Origin of the sequence: Thalassovita gelatinovora (assembly GCF_001458355.1) — a bacterium.
Lineage (GTDB): Bacteria > Pseudomonadota > Alphaproteobacteria > Rhodobacterales > Rhodobacteraceae > Thalassobius > Thalassobius gelatinovorus.
In genome coordinates, this window is record NZ_CYSA01000015.1 from 726602 (window position 1) to 749798 (window position 23197).

The window sequence follows — 23197 nt, forward strand, 5'->3', positions numbered from 1 at the left end:
CCGTAAGCGCCGCCGCTGCAAGTCGGTTCAGGCGCTGTCGACCAATTTCGATTGCATTCCGGCCTGTTGACCAAAATCAAACTGAACCATCGTAGCGCCGCCCCCGATCCGTTGTGCCCTTGTGGTTAGATAGGTACCGTCTTTCAGGCGGATCAAAACCTTCTGATCGCAATTCGGCGAGGCGTTGGTGACCAATTGCGCGATTTCGTCCCAGCGTGGTGAAGGCAGGCTCGCGGCTTTCCATAGTCGCACCGATTCCGTGATCGATGGTTCAGTAAGCCCATGGTCCGGTTCGGTTTTCCAAATTTCGCAATACATGTCATTACAGAAATACATAGACCCACCAGAAGAAAAAACAGCAACCGCCAGATCCAAATGGTCCAACACGGATTGGTTCAATTCCAGATCGGCGCGAAAACGGCGGGTCAGTGACATTTCGGCGCTGATATCTTCGAACAAAAAGGCCATCGCACCGTCCGGATGTGGTCTGCCGCTTACCCGATAGGTCAACCCCGAAGGCATATGCCATGTTTCCAGATAGTTGCCATCGCTGGTGGCATCGATCAAGTCGTCCATTTCTTCCAGCCATGAATTGTAGTTCTTCGGTTCCGGCATGGTCTGATTGTCGCGCAACCGGTTAAAAAAAGTGTGCAGGCTTGGCCGATTGGACAGAAAATCCACTGACAAATGGGTCAAATCCGTCAAAGCTGGATTGAACAGCGCCAATTCACGTTTGCGATCAAATATAGCCAGACCGATCGACAGTTGCGCAAAGGTCTTGGTCAAAGTCTGCACGAAATTGCGCTGCGCGACCTCTGCTTGTACCACAGCGTTGATATCGGTGGCATAATGCATGGTAAACTTGCCTGTCAAAACCGATGTCACGTCATACCATAATTGTTCAGACCCTTCCTTGAGCGTGACTGACATCCGTTTACGTGAAGACGGCGGTGGTTTGCTTCCGGTCAAGTCGAACAGTGGTTCAAGACCCTCCGCGTTCGCCCCCAGACAGGCCCGTACCAGCATTTCATAAGCGGAATTTGCCCATCTGATCTGACCTTGGGCATCGGATTGCCAGATCGGATAGGGCGACCCCTGAACCGCGCTGTTGAGTGTATCAATCTGGGTTTCCCAGATCCGGCGCTGATGGAGATCAGCTGCCGATCGAGTTTGATCGGGCGTTTTATCAATAAGGCTGACACGGGTCAGGCCATGAATATCCTCGATCAGGACAGTAGATTTTTCTCGAACGTCGTCTGATTCCAACGTGATCGGATTGCCGGATAGGTTGGGTGGCGGCGCGACGGGAAAATCAGGAAAGCGCGGGCTAAGCAGCTTTGCCAGTTGATACCAATCGGCACGATCGCCTTCGGCCATGTCCAACAGGTATTCACCACTGTCACAGGCATTCAGCAGGTCAGACCCGCTGTAAAGAAATCTGGTATCATTCTTGGTGGCGATATCCGAAACGGGGGGCTCCGCGTCGGGTTTCATAACGAAACGAAAAGTAACTGCGGCACCAATCAGCGAAATAGCGAAAATACCGAAAACACCCTGTAATTCGAGCATGGTACACCTGTTGAAAAGCATCCACAGGTTGCGTAGAATTGGTTAATAATCACTTAAGATGAAATCTTCATATTTCCAAAGGCCGATTTTCACCAGAAGGAATGGCATTTTCGTTACTTTGCGCATCGATTTTCCAGCGCGACCAGACGGCTTCGACGATTGCCCCACATCTATCGGAATGAACGCCGGATGACCGGTGTGGGTCGCGTCCATTGGCGAAACTCAACTCTGCCCCCGACCGTTCCAGCAGAGTCTTTGCTATGAAAAGACCAAGCCCCATACCTTCGTATTCCGGTCGTTTCGTTGTGCCTTCTCCACCGCGCCGGCGGCGCATGAACGGGTCGCCGATCCGTCCGATCAAGTGGGGCGGATAGCCCGCGCCGTCATCCATGATGCGGACGCGGATTTGGTTTTCGTTCCAGCCGGCTTCGACCCAGACATTTTCTGCGGCAAAATCGACCCCGTTCTGGATCAGATTGCGCATCCCGTGGATGATCTCAGGTCGACGCAGAATCGAAGGCTGCGATTGCGCATCCAGCCCGTCCGCTATTTCGAAATGCAGCGCCTTGCCACGTTCCAGATGCGGATCCGCCGCTTCGCGCAGTACTGCCATCAGAGGTGCCTGACGCAAGTGCAGATCATCCTTACCGGCCTGCCCCATCGACCGCATGATATCACGGCAGCGATCAGCCTGTTCCCGGATCAACCGGGCGTCTTCTTGCAGTTCGGGCCGATCTTCCAGATCTTCGATCAATTCGGCGCTGGTTAGCTTGATCGTCGCCAGAGGGGTGCCCAACTCATGCGCAGCAGCCGCCACCACCCCGCCGATATCAGTCAGTTTTTGTTCTCTGGACAGCGCCATATAGGTCGCCTGCAACGCATCGGACATCGCGTGCATTTCAACCGTGACCCGGCGCGAATAGGCGCCCAGAAACACCACCGCGATCACTGTGGCGATCCAGTTGCCGAAAACAAAAATATCAGGGACCCGCAAAAGAAATCCCTGTTGAGTTCTGAGAGGAAGATGGAATTCTGCCAACAGCGTTACCGCCAGAATCGCAGTTATACCCAAAAACACAGTCGAGCGCAGCGACAGCGTTGAAGCCGATACCGTGACCGGCCCGAGGATCAGGATCGAAAATGGATTATGCAACCCACCGGTAAGGTACAAAAGCAGCGATAGCTGAAGCAGATCGAAAAATACCATCAACAGGTTTTCTGTTTCCGTCAGCCGTTTGTTTTCAGGAAAAATGAACATTGCGATCAGGTTGCCGAGTACCGAAACGGAAATGACCGACAGACAAAGGCTGATTTCCAATTGCAGGTCGAAAAAAATCTGTGCAACGAAAATCGCCGTCAACTGTCCTGCAATGGCCGCCCATCTGAGTAAGGTAATCGTGCGCAGCTTGATCCAGTTGCCGCGCTCGCTTCCCTTGAGTACTTTGAATGTCGTTTCTGCCATGTGCGACTTCGTCCCGTTGAATTTCTGTGCTTAGTGTTAAATATGCAGGAAAGACCAAACAATACACCGTTCCCGGACCAAGGATACCATCATGAACCGTACATTTGTCGCGTCGATTTCGGCTGTTGCCGTCGCTGCCCTGTTGGGGGCAACTTGGTATGTGACATCCGGCTCGGGTCCGGATGATAAATATGCCGATTGCCGTATCGGCGCAGTTGCTGGGGGAACCAAGATTGGCGGGCCGTTCACTCTTGTCGACGAAACCGGCAAGACGGTTACCGACAAAGACGTGATCGACAAACCCACCTTGCTCTATTTCGGTTATACTTTCTGTCCGGATGTTTGCCCGCTGGACAATGCGCGCAATGCCGAAACGATCGAAATACTGGAAAACCGGGGCAAGATCGTGAAGCCGGTATTCATTTCCATCGACCCCGACCGTGACACGCCGGAATTGTTGGCCGATTTTACCGGTTACCTGCACCCGCGCATGATCGGGCTGACCGGCACTCCGGAACAGGTGAAAGCCGCCAGCCAAGCCTATCGTACCTTTTATCAGAAACAGGAACCCGAAGCGGGAGACGAAGATTATTACCTGATCGATCATTCAACCTTCACCTATCTTGTGTTTCCTGACGACGGCTTTGTGGAATTCTTTCGCCGCGATCTGGAACCGGAACAAATGGCTGACAAGGTTCAGTGTTTTCTCGATGCGCATGGTTAGGCCGGGATAGTTTGACGCTGGCCATCCCGCGCTATAATACCAATCAAACCGTGGTCGCGCGACGTTGGAGGATCCACATGGCTGAGCTTTCTCACGAAATCGGCGAAGACAAATCGCTCTTGATCGTCGATGACGATGAACCGTTTCTGAAACGGTTGGCGAAAGCCATGGAAAAACGCGGGTTCGAAGTGGAAACCGCCGGTTCCGTCGCTGCCGGCAAAGCTATCGCCACCGCTCGCCCGCCGGCCTATGCTGTCTGCGATTTGCGTTTGGAAGACGGCAATGGGCTGGACGTGGTCGAAGTGCTGCGGGAAAAACGCCCGGACAGCCGGATCGTGGTGCTGACCGGCTATGGTGCCATCGCCACCGCTGTTGCGGCGGTCAAGATCGGGGCGACCGATTACCTTTCGAAACCCGCAGATGCCACCGACATAACCAATGCGCTGCTTGCCGCCGACGATGAAATGCCACCGCCGCCGGAAAACCCCATGAGCGCGGATCGCGTGCGCTGGGAGCATATTCAGCGGGTGTACGAACTTTGTGATCGCAATGTCAGCGAAACCGCCCGGCGTCTGAACATGCACCGCCGGACGTTGCAGCGCATCCTGGCCAAGCGCAGCCCGCGCTGAACACCTCTGAAACATTTGCGCCATCCGTGAATGTTTCCCCAAGTCTGGGCCGACGCACATATGGGCCTCGAAAATCGGGTTTCGCGTCATTGCTGACGACAAAATAAGATATTGGGCCAAGCGCAGGCTTTATTGCCTTCATGATTGGGAAATATTCATTTCCGACCCAAACGTCACAGATGATCTACCGAATCTTACCGTTAGATCTGACCGATGCCTTCGGATCGTAGATTGGGTTTGCCGCAAACCTGACGGCTTGGGCCGATTCACGGCTGCCCAATCTCTGCACTGCCAACAAGCTGATAATGTTCGCAGAATGGTCTGAGAACGACCTTAAACTTTAGTTTATCCCGGGTTCATCCACCCTGGGTTCAATGGGATGACAGCAAAAGACATGGTTCGTTAACCTGAGTTCCGGTCACATCGGTTCGGAAAACAGACAGTTAAAAAGGATCACCAAAATGTCCCACGGCGACAACGAACACTTCATTTTCACCTTTGGCGCAAACAATGAGATCATCGCTGTTTCCGAAGTCGATTCTGAGGGCCACGAACAGAACAATCAGATAGAGGCCAACGAAACTTACGAATTGCTTGGTGATGGTCACGTGGTCAGAACCGAAGCCGAAGACGGAGGGAGTTCAACCACGACCTATGAACAGGACCCGGTTACCAATCTGTGGTTTGAAATCAGCGCATCCGACACAGAAAGCGAAGAAGACGGGACCGACAACAGCGGCTATGGCGTGGGTCAAGGCGACCGATATATCTTTACGTTCGACGCTGCAGGTACAACCGTCACCGGTCTGAGCGAAGTGCATGATAATGGCTATGTCGAACCCGAATGGATTTCGCCGAACGAAACTTACCAGGTTTCTGGTGATTACGTTGTCGAATTCGAAACCGAACATAACCTCCAGGAATGGACGATCTACCAACTCGAAGCCGGGACCGGTCAATATGTCGGTGTGGCCGAAGGCTATGGCGCCCTGGACATGACCACGCTGGCCGACACGGTGACCGCCGCTGCGACCAGCACCGAATATCAGCGCGAGGACAACGACGACTATTACGAAGATTCCGGTGACGATGATTCTTTCCATGGTGAGGATGGCGACGACGGCGACGATTACTATCACGGCGGCGAAGGACATGACGGCGTCACCTATATCGGTACCACCAACACCCATGTCGATCTGCATCTGAACGAAGCACAGAACACCGGTCACGGCTATGACCATTTCGACGGGATCGAAGACATCGAAGCAGGTGAAGGCGATGACCACCTGGAAGGCAACGAACAGCGAAACCATCTTAACGGCAATAGCGGTGATGATCATCTGGCGGGCTGGGAAGAGGACGATTCGCTGGAAGGGGGCGACGGCCATGACACGCTGGATGGCGGTGATGGCAATGATTCGCTGAACGGTGGGAGTTCCGAAAACGACTTGGCCGACCACATCTATGGCGGTTTGGGCAATGACAGCATCGACGGCGGACATGGCAACGACGCGTTGCACGGTGGTGAAGACGACGACGGGATTGTTGGCGGGTTCGGGTCGGACACTATGGCCGGCAACCAAGGCCATGACCACCTAGACGGGCAGGCGCTTTCGGATTTGATGTTCGGCGGCGAAGGTGACGACTATCTGAATGGTGGTTTCGGGTTCGACCGGATGAACGGTGGTACCGGGGCCGACCAGTATTTCCATCTTGGTGTCGAAGATCACGGATCAGATTGGATTCAGGACTATAATGCTGCTGAAGGCGATGTGCTGCTTTTTGGCAATGCGCAGGCCACAGCCGACCAGTTTCAGGTTAATTTCATCGAAACGCCATTTGCCGGTCAGGTGGATGTCGAGGAAGCTTTCGTCATATATCGTCCAACCGGGCAAGTTATGTGGGCTCTGATCGACGGTGCTGAACAGGATCAGATAAATGTGGTTATCGGTGGGGAAACCTTCGACCTGCTGGCCTGATCCTGCATGGGCAGCCTTCGGGCTGCCCTTATCATCGACTGCAATTGGCTGGCGTAGACACGCCGATAGTAGACAGCCCTTATGCCAACGCCGCGCCACCTTGGGGAAACAGTCATGGGTGGTGTGGTCGGCTACGCAGTAACGGGTGTCAAAATGACAGTGCCATCTCAGCAGTCCTGCAGCAACGCTGCGACCCGGTCAGTGTAATCATTGCGCGCCTCGACCGGGGGACGCAGGCGTATCGCCAGGCCCTCGATCACATTCGAGTCGGGTTTGCCGAATAACTTGTTTGCCTCGGCCATGGTGAAACCGGCGATCTGGACCGCTTCCATCCAGGCGCTGATGCGGTCTGCCTTCTTGATCTGTTTCTTCACTACTGCGGGGATCGCTGCGGGCAGGCCAAAGCGGATATGAATCGCCGCGGTCAACCGTTTGTCCAGAACTTCATATTCGGGACCGATCGCCGCCTTGACCGGTGAAATCATATCGCCGATGACATATTCCGGTGCATCATGCAGCAGCGCGGCCAGTTGCCATTTGACCGGTGCTTGCGGGGTCATGCGGGTATAAAGCTGTTCCACCAGCAGCGAATGTTCGGCTACGGAATAGGCAAAGTCCCCCTGGGTTTGACCGTTCCAGCGCGCCACAAAGGCCAGTCCGTGCGCGATGTCTGCGATCTCGATATCCATCGGGGTCGGATCCAGCAGATCCAGCCGACGACCAGACAACATGCGTTGCCATGCGCGGGGTTGTTTTGCGGCCATATATACACCTCGTGATCTTCCGGGCTTGAGTAACGGGTGAACTTGATTCACGCAACGCGACAGCCTTTTACCTCAAGAAGGTGTAGAGGGGTGATCCAGAAGGCGTAGAAAACCAATCGCACATTGTGTGAAAAGGGGTCGAATGTTATCTGCCTTGCAAACATGATTGCAAGGAGCCGTCCAGATGGCAAACAACTATATTGTAAAAGACATCAATCAGGCAGAGTTCGGCCGCAAAGAGCTGGACATCGCTGAAACCGAAATGCCGGGCCTGATGGCCCTGCGTGAAGAATACGGCGACAGCAAGCCACTGAAAGGCGCGCGGATCGCTGGATCGCTGCACATGACAATTCAGACCGCGGTTCTGATCGAAACGCTGGTGGCGCTGGGCGCCGACGTGCGCTGGGCATCATGCAACATCTTTTCGACCCAGGACCACGCTGCTGCCGCGATTGCTGCGACGGGTACGCCGGTGTTTGCCATCAAGGGCGAAACACTGGAAGAATACTGGGATTACGCCGACCGCATTTTCATGTTTGATGAAGGTGGCTGCAACATGATCCTCGACGATGGCGGCGATGCGACGATGTATATTCTCGTCGGGGCACGGGTCGAAGAAGGTGAAACCGATCTGATCGAAACCCCGACCTCGGAAGAAGAAGTCGCCTTCTTCGCTCAGATCAAGAAACGCATGAAGGAAAGCCCGGGCTGGTTCGTCAAGCAGCGTCACATGATCCAAGGCGTGTCCGAAGAAACCACCACCGGCGTACACCGCTTGTATCAACTGATGGAAAAAGGCCACCTGCCCTTCCCTGCCATCAACGTGAACGATTCTGTCACCAAGTCGAAATTCGACAATAAATATGGCTGCAAGGAATCGCTGGTCGACGGCATCCGCCGCGCCACCGACACCATGATGGCCGGCAAGGTTGCCTTGGTCTGCGGCTACGGCGATGTCGGCAAAGGGTCCGCCGCATCGCTGCGCGGTGCCGGTGCCCGGGTGAAAGTGACCGAAGTCGATCCGATTTGCGCCCTTCAGGCCGCGATGGACGGGTTCGAGGTGGTCACGCTGGAAGACGCGGTATCGAGCGCCGATATCTTCATCACCACCACCGGCAACAAGGACATCATCCGCATCGAACACATGCGGGCGATGAAAGACATGGCGATCGTCGGTAATATTGGCCATTTCGACAATGAAATTCAGGTCGCAGCCCTGAAGAACCACAAATGGACCAATATCAAGGACCAGGTGGACATGATCGAAATGCCATCCGGCGCACGGATCATCCTGCTGTCCGAAGGCCGTTTGCTCAATCTGGGCAATGCCACCGGCCATCCGTCCTTCGTGATGTCGGCCAGCTTCACCAATCAGGTTCTGGCACAGATCGAATTGTTCACCCGCGGCGACGAGTATCAAAACGAGGTCTATATCCTGCCCAAGCATCTGGATGAAAAAGTCGCCCGCCTGCATCTGGACCGGATCGGCGTCAAACTGAGCAAACTGAGCCAAGAGCAGGCCGAATATATCGGGGTCAGCCCCGAAGGCCCGTTCAAGCCGGAACACTACCGGTATTGAGCTGATAACCAGTCCTGAGAGTTGATAAAAACCCCGCCATATCTTGGCGGGGTTTTTATCTATCAGGTGGGTCTACGCTGCTTTCGCAAGACCGGTCAGCGCGAAATCCTACGCCACAGGTCTGCCGATGGGGAAATTCGCTCAAATTTTCCCTTTGTGCATGATGGCAACACGTCTACCCTGCGAACGCATCTGTATGGGACAGAAATTGCCTTATTGCTAAGCCGGAACGGCGGGAGTGAATTTATGGGAAAGCGGGACGACCTGATCGTGCAATATGCCGACGATCTGAAAAATAAATGTGGAATGGATCCGGATATGGATCTGCTGACCAAGGTGACCATCGGATGTGGCCCGGCGATCTATAACGCCGATGCGTCGACCGTGGCGGCGACGCAGGAATCTGAGCTCGAAACGGTCAAGACCAACTTCTTGATCAAGAAGCTTGGATTGGAAGACGGCCCTGACTTGATGGCGGCGATCAATTCGGTGATCGAAACTTATGGCCGTTCCGAGCGTAACAAATACCGCGCTGTGGTCTATTACATGCTGACCAAACATTTCAAAAAAGAAGCCATTTACGGCTGATCCGGATGAATTCGGAACATCGCCCCGGTCGGTATCCGGGGCGGTTTTCAATCGCGCCCTGATCCTGCGGCAAGGCTGATTTCGCCGCGCCCTTCAATCCATCTGTCCAGCAGGGCAAGGCCGGCGGCGATGTCGTGATCTTCGATCACGCGTGTCAGATCCTTTATCACCTGCGCCATTTCGATTTCCGAAAGCCGCCCTTCCTGCGCCCGCATGATCTTGGGGTGCGGTGTGGTAATCATATCGCGACTGATCAGCAGTTCTTCATGCAGTTTCTCACCCGGGCGTAGCCCGGTATAGGTGATGGCAATATCGCCGTCGGGATTGGCATCGGATTTCACGCTCAACCCGGCGCCTTCGATCATATGCCGGGCCATTTCGTCTATTTTCACCGGTTCCCCCATATCGAGCACCAGTACATCGCCACCCTTGGCGATGGACCCGGCCAACAGAACCAGCCGCACCGCTTCGGGGATGGTCATGAAATAGCGTGTCACATCGGGATGGGTGACCGTAACGGGCCCCCCGTGCGCGATCTGATCCTGAAACAGAGGCACGACAGAGCCTGAAGAATTTACCACATTGCCGAAACGCACCATCGAAAACAGCGTGTGTTGCGATCGTGACGCGAAATCCTGCACGATCAGTTCGGCCATCCGCTTGGTGCAGCCCATCACGCTGGTCGGGCGTACCGCCTTGTCCGAAGATACCAGCGTGAACCGCCCCACCCCGGCGCGGCGCGCCTCGTCCGCCAGCACCCGGGTGGCCATCACGTTGTTGCACAATCCCTCGACGATATTCGCTTCTACCATCGGCACATGTTTATAAGCGGCTGCATGCAGCACCACGTCAATCTTGTAATATTCCAACACGTGGCGCAGCAAAGGCCGGTGGAAAACCGACCCCAAAACCGGCGTGATCTGGATCGAACTTTGTAACCCAGTCAGTTCCTTGTCGATTTCATACAGCGCAAATTCGCTGTGATCCAGCAACACCAAAGCCGCCGGTTTGCAGGTCAGCAACTGGCGGCAGATTTCCGATCCGATCGACCCGCCTGCCCCGGTGACCAGAATGCGCTGACCTTGATAGGTGTCGCTGACACCCGGCAGTTCTTTTTCCAGCCGATTACGGTTCATCAACCCATGCAATTGCCGGTGTGACAGGTTGCGCGTCGATCCACCGTTTTCCAACAATTCGGCAAAGGAAGGCAGCGCTTGTACCTCGCAGCCCAGATCGCGAACCTTGCGTTCGATCCGCACCAATTCCGGCTGACTGACCGACGGCATTGCCAGAACGACCCGGTCAATCGCCTGTGTTGCGATCAGGTCGGGCAGTTGCACCGGGGAATAGACCATCAGCCCGTAGATGGTCAGGCTTTGCACGGTGGGATTGTCGTCAACGAAACAAACCGGTTCCACCGTTTCGTCGGTGGCAAGTGCAGCCGCCAGTTGCTGGCCGGTGCGCCCCGCACCATAGATCAATATCCGCTGCCGTTTGCGACCATACCGATAGGCCCGCGTCACCACATCCAGCAGAATTTGCCGGGTTGCCACGCTCAGAATTAGAAAACTCATCGCGAAAATCACGTTCCCCAGCGGGGTCAGTGGTGTCGCTGGTACCATCTGCATGACTGCGCCGAAGATTGCCATCGACCCAGCAATGGCAGCGCTTTGGGCTACGCTGCGCATCTGAAAGGCGATCAGCCGCACCCGGTGCAACCCGATCATTGCTGTCATGGCGATCCCTGTCGCGGCCATGATCAGCATGTAAGGTGCGATGGCGAACAGAAGCGGCAGGTTGGGCCATTGTGCCCGTGCAATCAGATGGGACCCGGCAAATGTGATACAGATCAGGATCGCATCCAACGTCAGCATCATAAACGATTTTCGGGTCCGGGGCAGGCGGTTCAACTGAGTGAACATGCGATTCAGAACGGCTGTCTTAAGGTTTTTTAACAAGTTCCGGTATTCCCGTTCCGATCCCTATCCATCAGGGAATCTTTGCCTGCGCTCGACACTATGTTGCAACCTGAAGGCGTTGGCAAATCGTGGTTGGTATTAGGAGTTCTGCAATACCGCAAACATGAAGCGTGCGTAAAACCTAGCCAACTTGCTTGCTAATTGGTCACTAAAAAAATGTGACCAAGCTGTAATATCTTGGGCAACAGCCCGCCGATGCGGTTGCCGTTAAGCGATCAGGTTGCAGAACGGATGCTGGACACAACCGGCTGTGACGCCTAGGAAAGCACTAATCTTGATTTAAGGGTTTGGGATGCGATGACACGTTCTCTTTTTGGTACAGACGGTGTGCGCGGGCGGACCAACAGTTTTCCGATGACGGCTGAATTGGCAATGAAGCTGGGTGCGGCAGCAGGACGCTATTTCCGTCGTGACAAGCAGGAACACCGTGTGGTGATAGGTAAGGATACCCGCCTGTCGGGGTATATGCTGGAAAATGCGCTGACCGCCGGGTTCACCTCGACCGGTATGAATGTTCTGTTGTTGGGACCGATGCCGACCCCGGCAATCGGTTATCTGACCCATTCGATGCGTGCGGATGTCGGCGTGATGATTTCGGCCAGCCACAACCCGGCCTATGATAATGGCATCAAATTTTTCGGGCCCAACGGTTTCAAACTGTCAGACGAAGCCGAAATCGAAATCGAGCGTATCCTGAACGACGGTGTGACCCTTGCAGCGCCGGAAAATATCGGTCGCGCCAAACGGATCGACGATGCGCTTGGCCGCTACGTGGAATACGCCAAGACAACCTTCCCGAACAAGCTGCGTCTGGATGGTCTGCGGGTGGTGCTGGATTGCGCCAATGGGGCCGCATACAAGGCGGCACCGGCGGTTTTGTGGGAACTGGGTGCTGAAGTGGTGCCCGTCGGTGTCAACCCGAACGGTCGCAACATCAACGATGGCTGCGGATCGACCGACACTGCGTTGGCAGCAGCCAAGGTTCGCGAAACCCGTGCCAATCTGGGTATCTGTCTGGATGGCGACGCGGACCGGGTCATTATTCTGGATGAAAATGGTATCCCTGCCGATGGCGATCAGATCATGGCGTTGATTGCGTCGATCTGGAAACGCGACGGGGCTTTGGCGGGCGACACTCTGGTGGCGACCGTTATGTCGAATCTGGGGTTGGAAAAGTACCTGTCGGGGCAGGGGATCGCGCTGGAACGCACTGCGGTCGGTGATCGCTACGTGGTCGAAAAGATGCGAGACAAGGGATTCAATCTGGGCGGTGAACAGTCGGGCCATATCGTGATGACCGATTACGCCACGACAGGCGATGGTTTGATCGCGGCGCTTCAGTTTCTGCGCGCGATGGTCGAAAGCGGCAAGAAAGCAAGCGACCTGGCCCGGGTTTTCGAACCTGTTCCGCAGATTCTGCGTAATGTCCGCTTTTCGGAAGGCCAAACGCCGCTGGATTCGGATTGTGTGCAGCAGGCCATCGCTGATGGCGAAAAAAGCCTCAATGGCGATGGCCGGTTGCTGATCCGCAAATCCGGCACCGAACCTTTGATCCGGGTAATGGGCGAAGCCACCGATCAGGCGCTGTTGGACGAGGTGATTACCTCGATCTGTTCTGCCGTTGAAACAGCCTGCTAGGGCAGAACAGAGCCTTTTTCGGGCTTAGAACAGCGTCAGAATCACACCCATTATGGTACAGCCGATGGTGGCGTAACCGCCATCAATAAGGCTTAGCAATCGCGGACGACCGGCAAAGGTGTAATTGGTGACGACCCACGGCGTGACCAAGAACAACCCGATCCCCAGACCGGCCACCACACCTTTGGCCGGACTGTCGATTCCGGCCAGCGAAAAGATGTGGCGCATCATGCCCGCAACGATCACCGCACAGACGAAGGAAACGATATAAGGCATCGGATTCGACCGGTTCTTGGGTTGACCATTTTCGCCCAGCTCCACACCCGACGCCGCCATCCAAGCCTTGGCGTTCACCATGTACCAGATCGCGCCAAAGGCATAGCTGGCAAGCGCGGCCACAAAAACGTTCAGAAATTCCATAAATCCCTCTCCTGTTCGCAGGTTTTCGCGTCGGAAAGGTGCCTTATCCGTTCTGACAAAGCTACTGCGATATACCGGCCATATCGCAGATGACGGCCCATTCCTGGGCCGTCACGGGTTGCACCGAAAGACGGGAATTTTTCACCAAAACCATATCGGACAGGCGTTCATCGGTTTTGATCTGATCCAGCGTCACCGCGTTTTTTACCGGGCAGACCGCTTTTATATCCACGCATTCCCAACGCGGGTCATCGATGCTACTGTCGGGATGCGCCTCGGCGCAAATCTCGACAATGCCGACAACCGCCTTTTCTTTCTGCGAATGATAGAAAAAGCCGCGATCACCCAGTTTCATTTCGCGCATGAAATTACGCGCCTGATAATTGCGCACGCCATCCCATTCCTCGCCTGTTTCGCCCTTGGCCATCTGATCATCCCAGCCCCAGGTAGAAGGTTCGGATTTGAACAGCCAAAAGCGCATCAGCCGATAACCTTTTTCCATTCGATCAGTTCGACCGTATCGAACAACCCGGCATTGGCATAGGGATCTTTGGCGGCCCAATCTTCGGCGGCGGCCATATCTTCGACGTCCAGAATGACCAAAGATCCGGCCATTTCGCCCCCAACGATCAGCGGGCCAGCCTGAATCACCACACCGGTTGCGTCGATATAGGCCAGATGATCGGCTCGGTTGGCCTTGCGAATTTCCAACGCACCGTCTTTGTCACGGGCGATAAGGGCTACAAGCATTTATTCCTCCTTCAAGGGTCGGGACAGTAACATTTCCATTGCTTGGCTTAATTGCAGCCGGCCATCCAGCAGCGCGACAACCGCTTCGGTGATCGGCATGTCGATCAACATGACCCGCGCCCGGTCCAATACGGCGCGGGCAGTGGCGGCACCTTCGACGGTGATGGTGGGATCAAAGGTTTCCCGTCGTCCCAATGCCAGACCGAAACGATAATTGCGGGACTGTTCCGAAGTGCAGGTCAAAGCCAAATCGCCAAACCCGGAAAGCCCTGCCAAGGTCTCGGGGCGTGCCCCAAGCGCCAGCGCCATACGCTGCATTTCGGCATAACCGCGCGTCATCAGTGCCGCCCGAGCGCTTTCGCCCAGCTTTGCGCCCATGACAGCGCCCGACGCGATCGCAATCACGTTCTTTACCGCGCCACCCAATTCGGCACCTGTGGTGTCGACGGTGCGGTAGATTCGCAGATTATGCGTGGATAGGCTCTGTTGTAGCCGCCGACTGGTCGGGCGATCGCGGCAGGCCAGCGTCAAGGCCGTGGGCAGACCGCGGGCAATATCAATGGCGAAGCTGGGGCCGGTCAGGATCGCCGGCAATGCCGAAGGAATCACTTCCTCGATGACACCGACCGGGCCCAGCCCGGTGGATAGCTCAACCCCTTTGCAACAGGCCACCAAAGGCCGGCCGCCAAGTGCCAGCTTGTGCAGCACCAGCATGTCGCGCAGCCGCTGCATCGGTGTGGCCAGCAGAATCGGGATTTCCGCAGCAACAGACTCTAATTCGGTAATAACACGCAAGGTGTCGGGAAATTCCACACCGGGCAAGCGTCGGGCGTTTTCGCGCGTCTGCTCCATTTCCGCGGCATGGTTTGGGTCGCGCGCCCAAAGCTGCACTGGCTGACCGGTTGCGGCCAGCGAAATCGCCAACGCTGTACCGAACGCCCCAGATCCTGCAACCGCAATCATGCCTTGGCTCCTTTTTTTCCCGATCCAAGCAGAGCGGGGGCCTGTTTGTCCAGCGGCCAGCGCGGCCGGGCGACCAAAGTCATGTCATCAAAGTGCCCCAACCGGAACCTTTCCAGCCCGGCATAGGCGATCATCGCCGCGTTGTCGGTACACAGTGCCAGCGGCGGCGCGGTAAATTGAACGCCGTTTTCGGCTGAAACAGTCTCTAACCCTTCGCGGATGGACTTGTTCGCAGCAACACCCCCGGCCACAGCTACGGTGGGGTGTGTCGGGTTTTCGGACAGATAGAGGGTCAGCGCGCGTCGGGTCTTTTCCATCAGTACATCGCGCACGGCGGCTTGAAACCCGGCGGCCAGATCAGCGCGATCTTGCTGGCTCAGCCCACTTTTTTCCGCGACGACTTGATCGCGGGCACGCAGCAGCGCGGTTTTCAGCCCCGAAAAGGACATGTCGCAACCTTCCCGGTCCAGCATGGGCCGGGGGAAACGGAATCGTTTGGGATCGCCTGTCAGCGCCTCGGCTTCGACCGATGGCCCGCCCGGTTGCGGCAGGCCCAGCAGCCGCGCGGTTTTGTCAAACGCTTCGCCCGGGGCATCGTCGATGGTGCCGCCCAACCGGGTAAAATCATCGGGGCCCTTTACCAGCAGAAATTGGCAATGCCCGCCCGACACCAACAGCATCAGATAGGGGAAGGCGATCTGATCTGTCAGCCGCGGGGTCAGCGCATGACCAGCCAAATGGTTCACCCCGATCAACGGCTTGCCAGATCCGGCCGCCAATCCCTTGGCGCACATCACCCCCGACAACACCCCGCCGATCAGCCCGGGACCCGCCGTCACCGCGATACCATCGATATCGGCCAAAGTCAGATTCGCCTGTGTCAGAGCCTGTTTCACGCAGATATCGATCTTTTCCGCATGGGCACGGGCGGCGATTTCGGGAACCACACCGCCGAATGCCGCATGCAACTCTGTCTGGCCGAACACGACAGAGGACAGGATTTCCGGTGCCTGACCGTCCTTTTGCCGTACGACCGCCGCCGCAGTATCGTCGCAGCTGCTTTCCAATCCCAGAATGGTGAGGGTTCGACCCATGATCCTGCCCGTTGCATGAATGCTTCCCCGCAGGTAACACCGCTGACAGGTGCAAACAATCCCGGTGCGCGTGAAATGGCGACACTCCTGCTGACCCGACCTTTGGCGTCTTCGCAGCGTTTCGCGGCGCAGCTTCGGGAACGGCTGGGCGATCTGCCGGTTGTGATTTCGCCGGTGTTGCGGATCGACCCGATTTCGCCGGGTCCCGACTTGATCGATGCTCAGACGTTGATTTTCACGTCGCAAAACGCCTTGGGTGCCGTTCCGGCGGGGCAGGGACGGCGATGCTACGTCGTAGGGCCGGCAACCGCGGTGGCGGCGCGGGCCAAAGGGTTCGAAGTCATTGCGGAGGAACGCGATGCCGAAACTTTGTTTCAGCGGATTTTGGCCGATGCGCCCCAAGAGCCATTGTTGCATTTGCGCGGACGTCATGCGCGCGGGCATCTGGCCGACCGGTTGACGGCAGCAGGCATCGCAACACGAGCGCGGGTCGTTTACGAACAATTGGAAACAGCGCTGAGCGAAGATGCGAAAACCCTGCTTGCGGGCGATCAGGCCGTGATTGTGCCTCTTTTTTCGCCGCGCAGCGCAAAACTTTTCTCTGCACAGCATGTGGGGAACGCCCCGTTATTGATCGCAGCGCTAAGTGAAGCGGTGGTTGCGGCGCTGGGCGAATTGCCGGTTTTCCAGGTTGATCATGCTCTGTCGCCCGATTCCGGGGCGATGATCGATACGATAGAGGGACTGATAGACGCAGGGAGGGCGCTTGAGGCTTCACATGCCGGTAAGTAAGCTTAAGTCATAATTCAGTTTCGAGAATATCAGAGATTCGAAAGGTAGTTGCAGGTGTCCGATCCAAAGAAATCCCCGGAGAATTCCGAAGATCACCCGGCAACGATAGAAGATGCCGTCGTTGTTGAAACCTCAGAGGATCCAGAAATCTCTGTTTCTTCAGAGGACACGCCGCAGGACTCTGCCACGGATGAAGGTACAGTGGGGACCGAAGAAACCGACACGCCTGATACCGACGAAGATGAAACACTTGAAACATCTGACTCAACGGATGCCCAAGACCCAGACGTGCCCGAAACCGCAGACGACCCGGTTGCGGATGAAATCGTTGAAAATGCGATTGCCGATGCTGCGCCGGAACCGGTTGTGGTGCGCAAGGGTGGCTTCTGGCCCGCGCTTCTGGGTGGCGTGATTGCCGCCGGGATCGGGGCAGGCGGGGCGCTCTACTTGTTTCCCGAAGGCATTTCGGGAAGCGACGCCGTCACCCAGTTGCAAACCCAAACCGAATCCAGCCTCGCGACGCAGGCCAAGCGGGTCGATGATTTGGCTGCGCAGGTCGACGCGATCAAAGTGCCGCCCGATCTAAGCGCCGAATTGACGAAGGTTTCTCAATCCGTGTCGGAAACCACCGCACAGTTGCAACAACTTGCCACCCAGATTTCAGGCTACGAAGACCGTCTGACCAATCTGGAAAAACGCCCCATCACCGAATTCGCGTCGAAAGAGGCGGTCGATGCCTATGAACGCGAATTGCAAGCATTGCAGGCCGCGATGGCAAAACAGCGCGGCGAGATCGAGGATATGCTGGCCGCTGCCGAAGCCAAGGAAGCATCAGCAGCGCAAAGCGCCCGCACCACGGCGCTGCGCGGCGCGGTGGCGCAGCTTCAGGTCGCGCTGGATACGGGCGGATCCTTTTCTGAAACGTTGAACGAATTGGAACAGGCCGGTGTCGTGGTGCCTGACATCCTGACTCGTCTGGCCGATGGCGCACCCAGCCTGATCACATTACAGGACAGTTTCCCACAAGCCGCCCGCGCCGCGCTTAAAGCGTCGCGCGAAACGGAAACCAGGGGGGGGGCGGTGAAGTTCCTGCGCGATCAGCTGGGGGTTCGATCCCTTGCACCACGCGAAGGTGGGGATGCCGACGCGATCCTTTCGCGCGCCGAAGCCGCATTGAAAGCCGGTCATTTGGCGGATGCCATGGCCGAACTGCAGGCCTTGCCAGAACAAGGCCGGGTCGAACTAACCGATTGGATGGCGCAGGCCACCGCCCGCGCCGATGCATTGGCAGCCGCCGCCGCGTTGCGTCAGCAAGTCATGAGTAATTGAGGGGATAACGATTTATGCTTTGGTCTCTTATCAAGATTGTCGTTTTCGTTGTCCTGGTCGCCGCGGCGGCCCTCGGTGCCGGTTATCTGCTGGAAATGGATGGCGGCGTCAGAATTGCCTTTGGCGGAATAGAATTCAGCCTGACCCCGCTCAGCGCCGTGATCGCCTTTCTGGTGCTTTTGTTGTCGCTGTGGTTGTTGTTGAAGCTGGCTGCGCTGGCCGTGGCGGTTCTGAAATTCCTCAACGGGGACGAAACTGCATTGTCGCGCTATTTCGACCGCAACAGGGAACGCAAAGGCTATCAGGCCCTGACCGAAGGTATGATGGCGCTGGCCTCGGGCGAACCGCGTGTGGCGATGCACAAGGCGGCGCGCGCCGAACGCTATCTTGCCCAGCCGAGCCTGACCAATCTGCTGACAGCGCAGGCGGCGGAAATGGCGGGCGACAGCAAAAAGGCGCAAGAAGTCTACAAGCGACTGTTGCAGGATGACAAAACCCGCTTTGTCGGCGTGCGTGGAATCATGAAGCAGAAGCTGTCCGAAGGCGATACCGACACCGCGCGCAAACTGGCCGAAAAGGCCATCGCGTTGAAGCCCAAGCATGAGGAAACCCAAGACACGCTGTTGCAATTGCAGGCTCAAGCCCGTGATTGGTCGGGCGCACGCGGCACGCTGAACCTGAAACTGAAAAATGGGTCACTGCCACGCGACGTTCATAAACGCCGCGATGCCGTGCTGGCCCTGTCCGAGGCGAAAACCATCCTGACCGAAGGCAGCAGCCTCGAAGCGATGGAAGAGGCGATCGAGGCCAACCGCCTGTCACCGGATCTGGTGCCGGCGGCGGCTTTGGCGGCGCGCGGGCTGATTGAAAAGCAACAGTTGCGCAAGGCGGCAAAAATTCTGAAGAAAGCTTGGGCGGTCCATCCGCATCCCGATCTGGCCGTCGCTTTCGCCGCGATCCACCCGGATGAAACCGCCACCGAACGGCTGAAACGATTCCAGCCGTTGTTGCATCTGGTGCCGGATCACCGTGAAACCAAGCTGCTGGAAGCCGAGTTGCAGATCGCGGTCGAAGATTTCCCCGCCGCACGCCGTGCGCTGGGCGATCTGGTCGAACATGATCCCGATTCCCGTGCGCTGACCATCATGGCCGCGGTGGCGCGGGGAGAAGGGGCGTCCGACACGGTGGTCAAGGGGTGGCTGGCTCGGGCCCTGAATGCACCACGCGGGCCGCAATGGGTTTGCGACAAGTGCCACAATATCCACCATGAATGGGTGCCGGTTTGCGAAAACTGCGGCGCGTTTGACACGCTGGCTTGGAAATCACCACCCGAATCCGAAGTGGCGTCGGCGACAAGCATGGCCATGCTGCCACTGATCGTCGGGTCGCTGGAGGATAAAAGCGGCGACACTGCGCCGGAACAGGCCGATCTGGTCGAAGATGCCGAAATCCTGGACCCGGTCGGCGATGACGACACCCCAGCCGAGGGGGCCGACCATCCCGGGGAAGACGCCGAAAAATAGACCTTTTCCAAATTCAGGCGGGGTGCTATAGCCCCGCCTACCAGGCCGCTGTAGCTCAGCTGGTAGAGCACGTCATTCGTAATGATGGGGTCGGGGGTTCGAGTCCCTTCAGCGGCACCACTTTCCCAAGCAGTATAACAAAAGAGATCCGAACTCCCTGTTTTACCTGATTTTTGATGGTAGAGGGCAGTAGGATCTGGTCCGTTTTAGCTGACAGTAGGCCCCTTGATATTCCCAAGCGATGGGCGGATTCGAAACCTGAACTGCTGGTGTGCCTGGCAAAGTTGTGCTGGCCAAGGGTGGTTTTGACACGTCTCTTTTATTCAAGATGTCAATCCGTCGGGCATTTGTCTTGCTTCGTGTTTGGTCATGACGACACACTGTGATCGCAAATGAAAAGAGGGTCGCAATGAACGAGACGGAAAAGGCACCACAGATCGCTATTCTGGGCACGGGACTGATCGGGGTGGCCTGGGCGGCGTTGTTTCAGCATCACGGTGCCGATGTGCGTGTCTGGGATCCTGTGCCAGACGCGTGTGCCGCAACGGTTGCGCGTATGGCGGCACCATTGTCTCAACTCGCCGAAGTCGCCCCCGATGCCGGTCCGCGCGGCAGGCTGACCCTGTGCGAAACCCTAGCCGAAGCGATTATTGGCGCAGATCTGATTCAAGAAAACGCACCCGAGTCGATTTCAATAAAACACGCACTTTTCGCCGATGTCGAACCCTTGATGGCGCCGCATGCGGTGCTGGCGTCATCGACGTCGGCTCTGACCTGGTCCGATCTTGGTCCCGGTCTGAAAGATCCGGCGTGTCTGATCACCGCGCATCCGTTCAACCCTCCGCATCTGGTGCCGCTGGTTGAAATCTATGGCACCGATCCGGCGCGGATCGCACGGGCCGAGGCGATCTATCGCGCCGCTGACCGGGTGCCGGTACGATTGAAAAAAGACGCCACTGGCCATATCGCCAACCGGCTTGCTTCGGCGCTTTGGCGCGAGGCGGTGTTCATGGTTCAGGACGGTATCGCGGATGTCGAAGCGATTGATGCCGCTCTCGTAAACGGGCCGGGTCTGCGCTGGTCGGTGCTTGGGGCGCATATGGCTTATCATCTGGGCGGTGGAACCGGTGGCATGGCAGGATATCTGGATCATCTGGGACCAAGCCAGGAACGGCGCTGGGCGGATCTGGGTGTCCCGTCCCTGACCCAGGAAGTTCAAGCCGAACTGGTCGCGGGTGTTACGCGCGAAGCCGCCGGGCGCGGCATTGCCGATTTGGAAGCGACCCGCGACAAAGCGCTGATCGCGGCGCTGCATGCCCGCAAGGACGCGCCGCCGGTCTGACATTCCCGCCGCCCCCGATCGCGGGCATTCGGTTTTTCGCTTGGCTGGACGCCTCCGGCCTTGAATATCGGGTTTTATCCGCGTCGTAGTGGCCGCTATGGTGTGACGAACCACCGGCGCGTTGGATCTGGCCGATGAGCACATAAATAAAGAGGTTACAGGATGATCTGTTCATCACCATTTCACGCATGTTCGGAACGTTTCCTATGATGCCCATGATTGACGATAGGACGCTGCTTTTCATCCTGTTCGTGGTGATCTTCGTGATGCTTGTCTGGGGCCGGGTCCGGTACGATCTGGTGGCCTTTTCAGCCTTGATTGGCGCCGCAGCGCTGGGCCTTGTGCCGTCAGACGAGGTGTTTTCAGGCTTCGGTCATTCGGCGGTTGCGATCATCGCGTTGGTTTTGATCGTCAGCCGGGGCTTGTCATCTTCGGGTGCGGTCGAACTTATCGCCGCCCGGATCATCAAACCCGACCGCCCATTGCCGTTGCATATCGCGTTGATCGCAAGCGTTGGGGCGCTGCTTTCGGCGATCATCAACAATGTCGCGGCGCTTGCGCTTCTCATGCCGCTGGATGTTGAAGCCGCCAACAAGGCCAAGCGTGCCGCTGGTCAAAGTCTGATGCCGCTGTCTTTCGCCACGATACTTGGCGGCATGGTCACATTGATCGGAACCCCGCCCAACATTGTCATATCAGAGTACCGGCAGGACGTGATGGGGCAATCGTTCTCGATGTTCGATTTCACCCCGGTCGGGCTTGTCGTCGCGATCGCAGGGATCGTCTTCGTTTCGCTTGTCGGCTGGCGGCTTCTGCCGTCCCGAACCTCGGTTGCGGAGGTCGAGCAGGAAATCCGCAATGGCCGTTATGTGGCCGAACTCAAAGTTGGCGAACTGCCAGAAGAGCAAGAAACCAAAGTTCACCAACTTTATGCGTCGGCCGATGACGCGGATGTCCACATTGTTGGTTTGATAAGTCACGGCAAACGACGGCCAGGACTGGCAAGCCGCGAAACGCTGCGTAGCGGTGATTTCCTTGTCGTGGAAGGAGAACCCAAAGCCATCGAGGCGTTCATGGGCAAGGCGGCCCTGAAATTCGCCGGATCGGAAAAGCACGAAGGTGGTGTCACGGCACCGGGCTTGACCCTGCAAGAAGCGATCGTGCCCGATGGCGCCCGCATCAACGGTCGTACCGCGCGAAGCCTGAACCTTCTGCATCGCCATTCGGTGACGCTGCTGGGGGTTTCGCGCGAAGGAAAACGGTTTCGGGACCGTGTCCGGCTTCTGACCATTCGTGCGGGTGATGTGCTTTTGCTGCTCGGAACGCCTGAACGCGTGGCGGCCAGCATCGACTGGCTGGGCGTGCTTCCGATTGAAGGCCGCAGGACCGAAGTGATTCAACGTTCAAAGGCGGGTCTTTCGATTGGCATCTTCGTTGCTGCGGTCGCGCTTGCCGTGGCGGGTGTGATACCTCTCGCCGTGGCGCTTTCGGGGGCAGTTATCGCCTTTCTGGCGCTTGGGCTTGTGAGTGCGCGCGAAGTGTATACGTCGATCGAATGGAAAGTCATCGTTTTGCTGGCAAGCCTGATCCCGCTTGCCGAAGCCTTTGAAAGAACCGGTGGCGCCCAAGTTGTTGCTAATCAGATTCTCATCCTGACCGCTGGCAGTGCGCCTTGGGTAACGCTGGCCGTTTTGATGGCGGTGACGATGACAATGTCGGATTTCCTCAATAACGTCGCAACGACATTGATCGCGGCACCCATTTCGCTTTCGATTGCCAACGCGCTGGATGCAAACCCCGACACGTTTCTGATGGCTGTCGCGGTGGCCGCGTCCTGCGCGTTCCTGACCCCCATCGGGCACAAGAACAACACCATCATCCTTGGCCCTGGCGGATATCGTTTTTCCGACTACTGGCGTATGGGATTGCCGCTTGAAATCCTTGTCATCGCGGTATCTGTTCCGGCGTTACTTTATTTCTGGCCGATCTGAGAACGCCAATAGACCTTAAATCAAAAGGGCCGCGCGACCGGCGGCCCCGAACCGGCATGCCGTCCGATCAGACCAGCCAAAA

The 23197-nt window shown here is 56.8% G+C and carries 20 protein-coding genes and 1 tRNA gene; 12 read left to right on the top strand and 9 right to left on the bottom strand.

Going from position 1 to position 23197, the window contains the following annotated elements:
- Positions 1 to 27 precede the first annotated feature (27 nt).
- Positions 28 to 1569 carry a PAS-domain containing protein gene (locus TG4357_RS08165; protein WP_058262352.1) on the bottom strand — a complete coding sequence of 514 codons (1542 nt, stop codon included), beginning with the start codon at positions 1567 to 1569 and terminating at the stop codon, positions 28 to 30.
- 67 nt (positions 1570 to 1636) lie between these two features.
- Positions 1637 to 3031, bottom strand: coding sequence for a sensor histidine kinase RegB (gene regB / locus TG4357_RS08170; RefSeq protein ID WP_058262353.1), 1395 nt, complete (start codon positions 3029 to 3031; stop codon positions 1637 to 1639).
- Between the two features lie 91 nt (positions 3032 to 3122).
- Between regB and TG4357_RS08175 the strand changes: the two genes are divergently transcribed.
- From TG4357_RS08175 to TG4357_RS08185, 3 genes are all read left to right on the top strand, one after another.
- Positions 3123 to 3755, top strand: a complete 633-nt coding sequence (locus TG4357_RS08175; RefSeq protein WP_058262354.1) for an SCO family protein — start codon at positions 3123 to 3125, stop codon at positions 3753 to 3755.
- Between the two features lie 77 nt (positions 3756 to 3832).
- The gene (locus tag TG4357_RS08180; RefSeq protein ID WP_058262355.1) at positions 3833 to 4384 is read left to right on the top strand and encodes an ActR/PrrA/RegA family redox response regulator transcription factor; all 552 of its coding nucleotides are present in this window, start codon (positions 3833 to 3835) and stop codon (positions 4382 to 4384) included.
- 461 nt (positions 4385 to 4845) lie between these two features.
- On the top strand, positions 4846 to 6363 hold the full coding sequence (locus TG4357_RS08185) for a calcium-binding protein (protein WP_058262356.1): 1518 nt from the start codon (positions 4846 to 4848) through the stop codon (positions 6361 to 6363).
- Between the two features lie 167 nt (positions 6364 to 6530).
- Here TG4357_RS08185 and TG4357_RS08190 read toward each other — a convergent pair whose 3' ends face one another.
- A complete protein-coding gene (locus TG4357_RS08190; protein WP_058262357.1) occupies positions 6531 to 7127 on the bottom strand; it encodes an HD domain-containing protein in 597 nt (198 codons plus the stop codon).
- 184 nt (positions 7128 to 7311) lie between these two features.
- Here TG4357_RS08190 and ahcY point away from each other — a divergent pair, with 184 nt between their 5' ends.
- Together ahcY and TG4357_RS08200 are read left to right on the top strand one after the other, a co-directional pair.
- Positions 7312 to 8706: an adenosylhomocysteinase gene (gene ahcY, locus TG4357_RS08195; RefSeq protein ID WP_058262358.1), complete on the top strand. Its 1395-nt coding sequence runs from the start codon at positions 7312 to 7314 to the stop codon at positions 8704 to 8706.
- A 246-nt stretch (positions 8707 to 8952) separates the two neighbouring features.
- On the top strand, positions 8953 to 9294 hold the full coding sequence (locus tag TG4357_RS08200; RefSeq protein WP_058262359.1) for a DUF2853 family protein: 342 nt from the start codon (positions 8953 to 8955) through the stop codon (positions 9292 to 9294).
- A gap of 47 nt (positions 9295 to 9341) precedes the next feature.
- On the opposite strand, the gene TG4357_RS08205 is transcribed toward TG4357_RS08200, so the two are convergent.
- On the bottom strand, positions 9342 to 11171 hold the full coding sequence (locus TG4357_RS08205; protein WP_233487451.1) for a nucleoside-diphosphate sugar epimerase/dehydratase: 1830 nt from the start codon (positions 11169 to 11171) through the stop codon (positions 9342 to 9344).
- 399 nt (positions 11172 to 11570) lie between these two features.
- On the opposite strand from TG4357_RS08205, the gene glmM reads away from it, so the two are divergent.
- Positions 11571 to 12911, top strand: coding sequence for a phosphoglucosamine mutase (gene glmM / locus TG4357_RS08210; RefSeq protein ID WP_058262361.1), 1341 nt, complete (start codon positions 11571 to 11573; stop codon positions 12909 to 12911).
- Between the two features lie 24 nt (positions 12912 to 12935).
- Here the strand turns inward: glmM and TG4357_RS08215 are convergent, their stop codons facing one another.
- The 5 genes from TG4357_RS08215 to tsaD all read right to left on the bottom strand — a co-directional run bounded on the left by TG4357_RS08215 (position 12936) and on the right by tsaD (position 16138).
- Positions 12936 to 13331, bottom strand: a complete 396-nt coding sequence (locus TG4357_RS08215) for a DUF1761 domain-containing protein (RefSeq protein ID WP_058262362.1) — start codon at positions 13329 to 13331, stop codon at positions 12936 to 12938.
- A 61-nt stretch (positions 13332 to 13392) separates the two neighbouring features.
- A complete protein-coding gene (locus TG4357_RS08220; protein ID WP_058262363.1) occupies positions 13393 to 13812 on the bottom strand; it encodes an EVE domain-containing protein in 420 nt (139 codons plus the stop codon).
- Positions 13812 to 14081 (bottom strand): YciI family protein, encoded by a 270-nt coding sequence (locus TG4357_RS08225; protein WP_058262364.1) that lies wholly within the window; start codon positions 14079 to 14081, stop codon positions 13812 to 13814. Before TG4357_RS08225 ends, TG4357_RS08220 begins: the two co-directional genes overlap by 1 nt.
- A complete protein-coding gene (locus TG4357_RS08230; RefSeq protein ID WP_058262365.1) occupies positions 14082 to 15044 on the bottom strand; it encodes an NAD(P)H-dependent glycerol-3-phosphate dehydrogenase in 963 nt (320 codons plus the stop codon).
- Entirely contained in the window at positions 15041 to 16138 is a 1098-nt protein-coding gene (tsaD, locus tag TG4357_RS08235; RefSeq protein WP_058262366.1) for a tRNA (adenosine(37)-N6)-threonylcarbamoyltransferase complex transferase subunit TsaD, read from the bottom strand. Before tsaD ends, TG4357_RS08230 begins: the two co-directional genes overlap by 4 nt.
- A 75-nt stretch (positions 16139 to 16213) precedes the next feature.
- Between tsaD and TG4357_RS08240 the strand changes: the two genes are divergently transcribed.
- The 6 genes from TG4357_RS08240 (at position 16214) to TG4357_RS08265 (ending at position 23115) form a co-directional block, all read left to right on the top strand.
- Positions 16214 to 16930: a uroporphyrinogen-III synthase gene (locus TG4357_RS08240; protein ID WP_074646759.1), complete on the top strand. Its 717-nt coding sequence runs from the start codon at positions 16214 to 16216 to the stop codon at positions 16928 to 16930.
- Between the two features lie 54 nt (positions 16931 to 16984).
- Positions 16985 to 18259, top strand: a complete 1275-nt coding sequence (locus tag TG4357_RS08245; protein ID WP_139193572.1) for a COG4223 family protein — start codon at positions 16985 to 16987, stop codon at positions 18257 to 18259.
- A 14-nt stretch (positions 18260 to 18273) separates the two neighbouring features.
- On the top strand, positions 18274 to 19782 hold the full coding sequence (locus tag TG4357_RS08250; RefSeq protein WP_058262369.1) for a heme biosynthesis protein HemY: 1509 nt from the start codon (positions 18274 to 18276) through the stop codon (positions 19780 to 19782).
- A gap of 44 nt (positions 19783 to 19826) precedes the next feature.
- Positions 19827 to 19902 (top strand) — tRNA-Thr (locus tag TG4357_RS08255).
- Positions 19903 to 20191: 289 nt separating this feature from the next.
- Positions 20192 to 21124 carry a 3-hydroxyacyl-CoA dehydrogenase NAD-binding domain-containing protein gene (locus tag TG4357_RS08260; RefSeq protein WP_058262370.1) on the top strand — a complete coding sequence of 311 codons (933 nt, stop codon included), beginning with the start codon at positions 20192 to 20194 and terminating at the stop codon, positions 21122 to 21124.
- Positions 21125 to 21330: 206 nt separating this feature from the next.
- Complete coding sequence (locus TG4357_RS08265; protein WP_438695874.1) at positions 21331 to 23115, top strand: SLC13 family permease; 1785 nt, start codon at positions 21331 to 21333, stop codon at positions 23113 to 23115.
- Positions 23116 to 23197 lie beyond the last annotated feature (82 nt).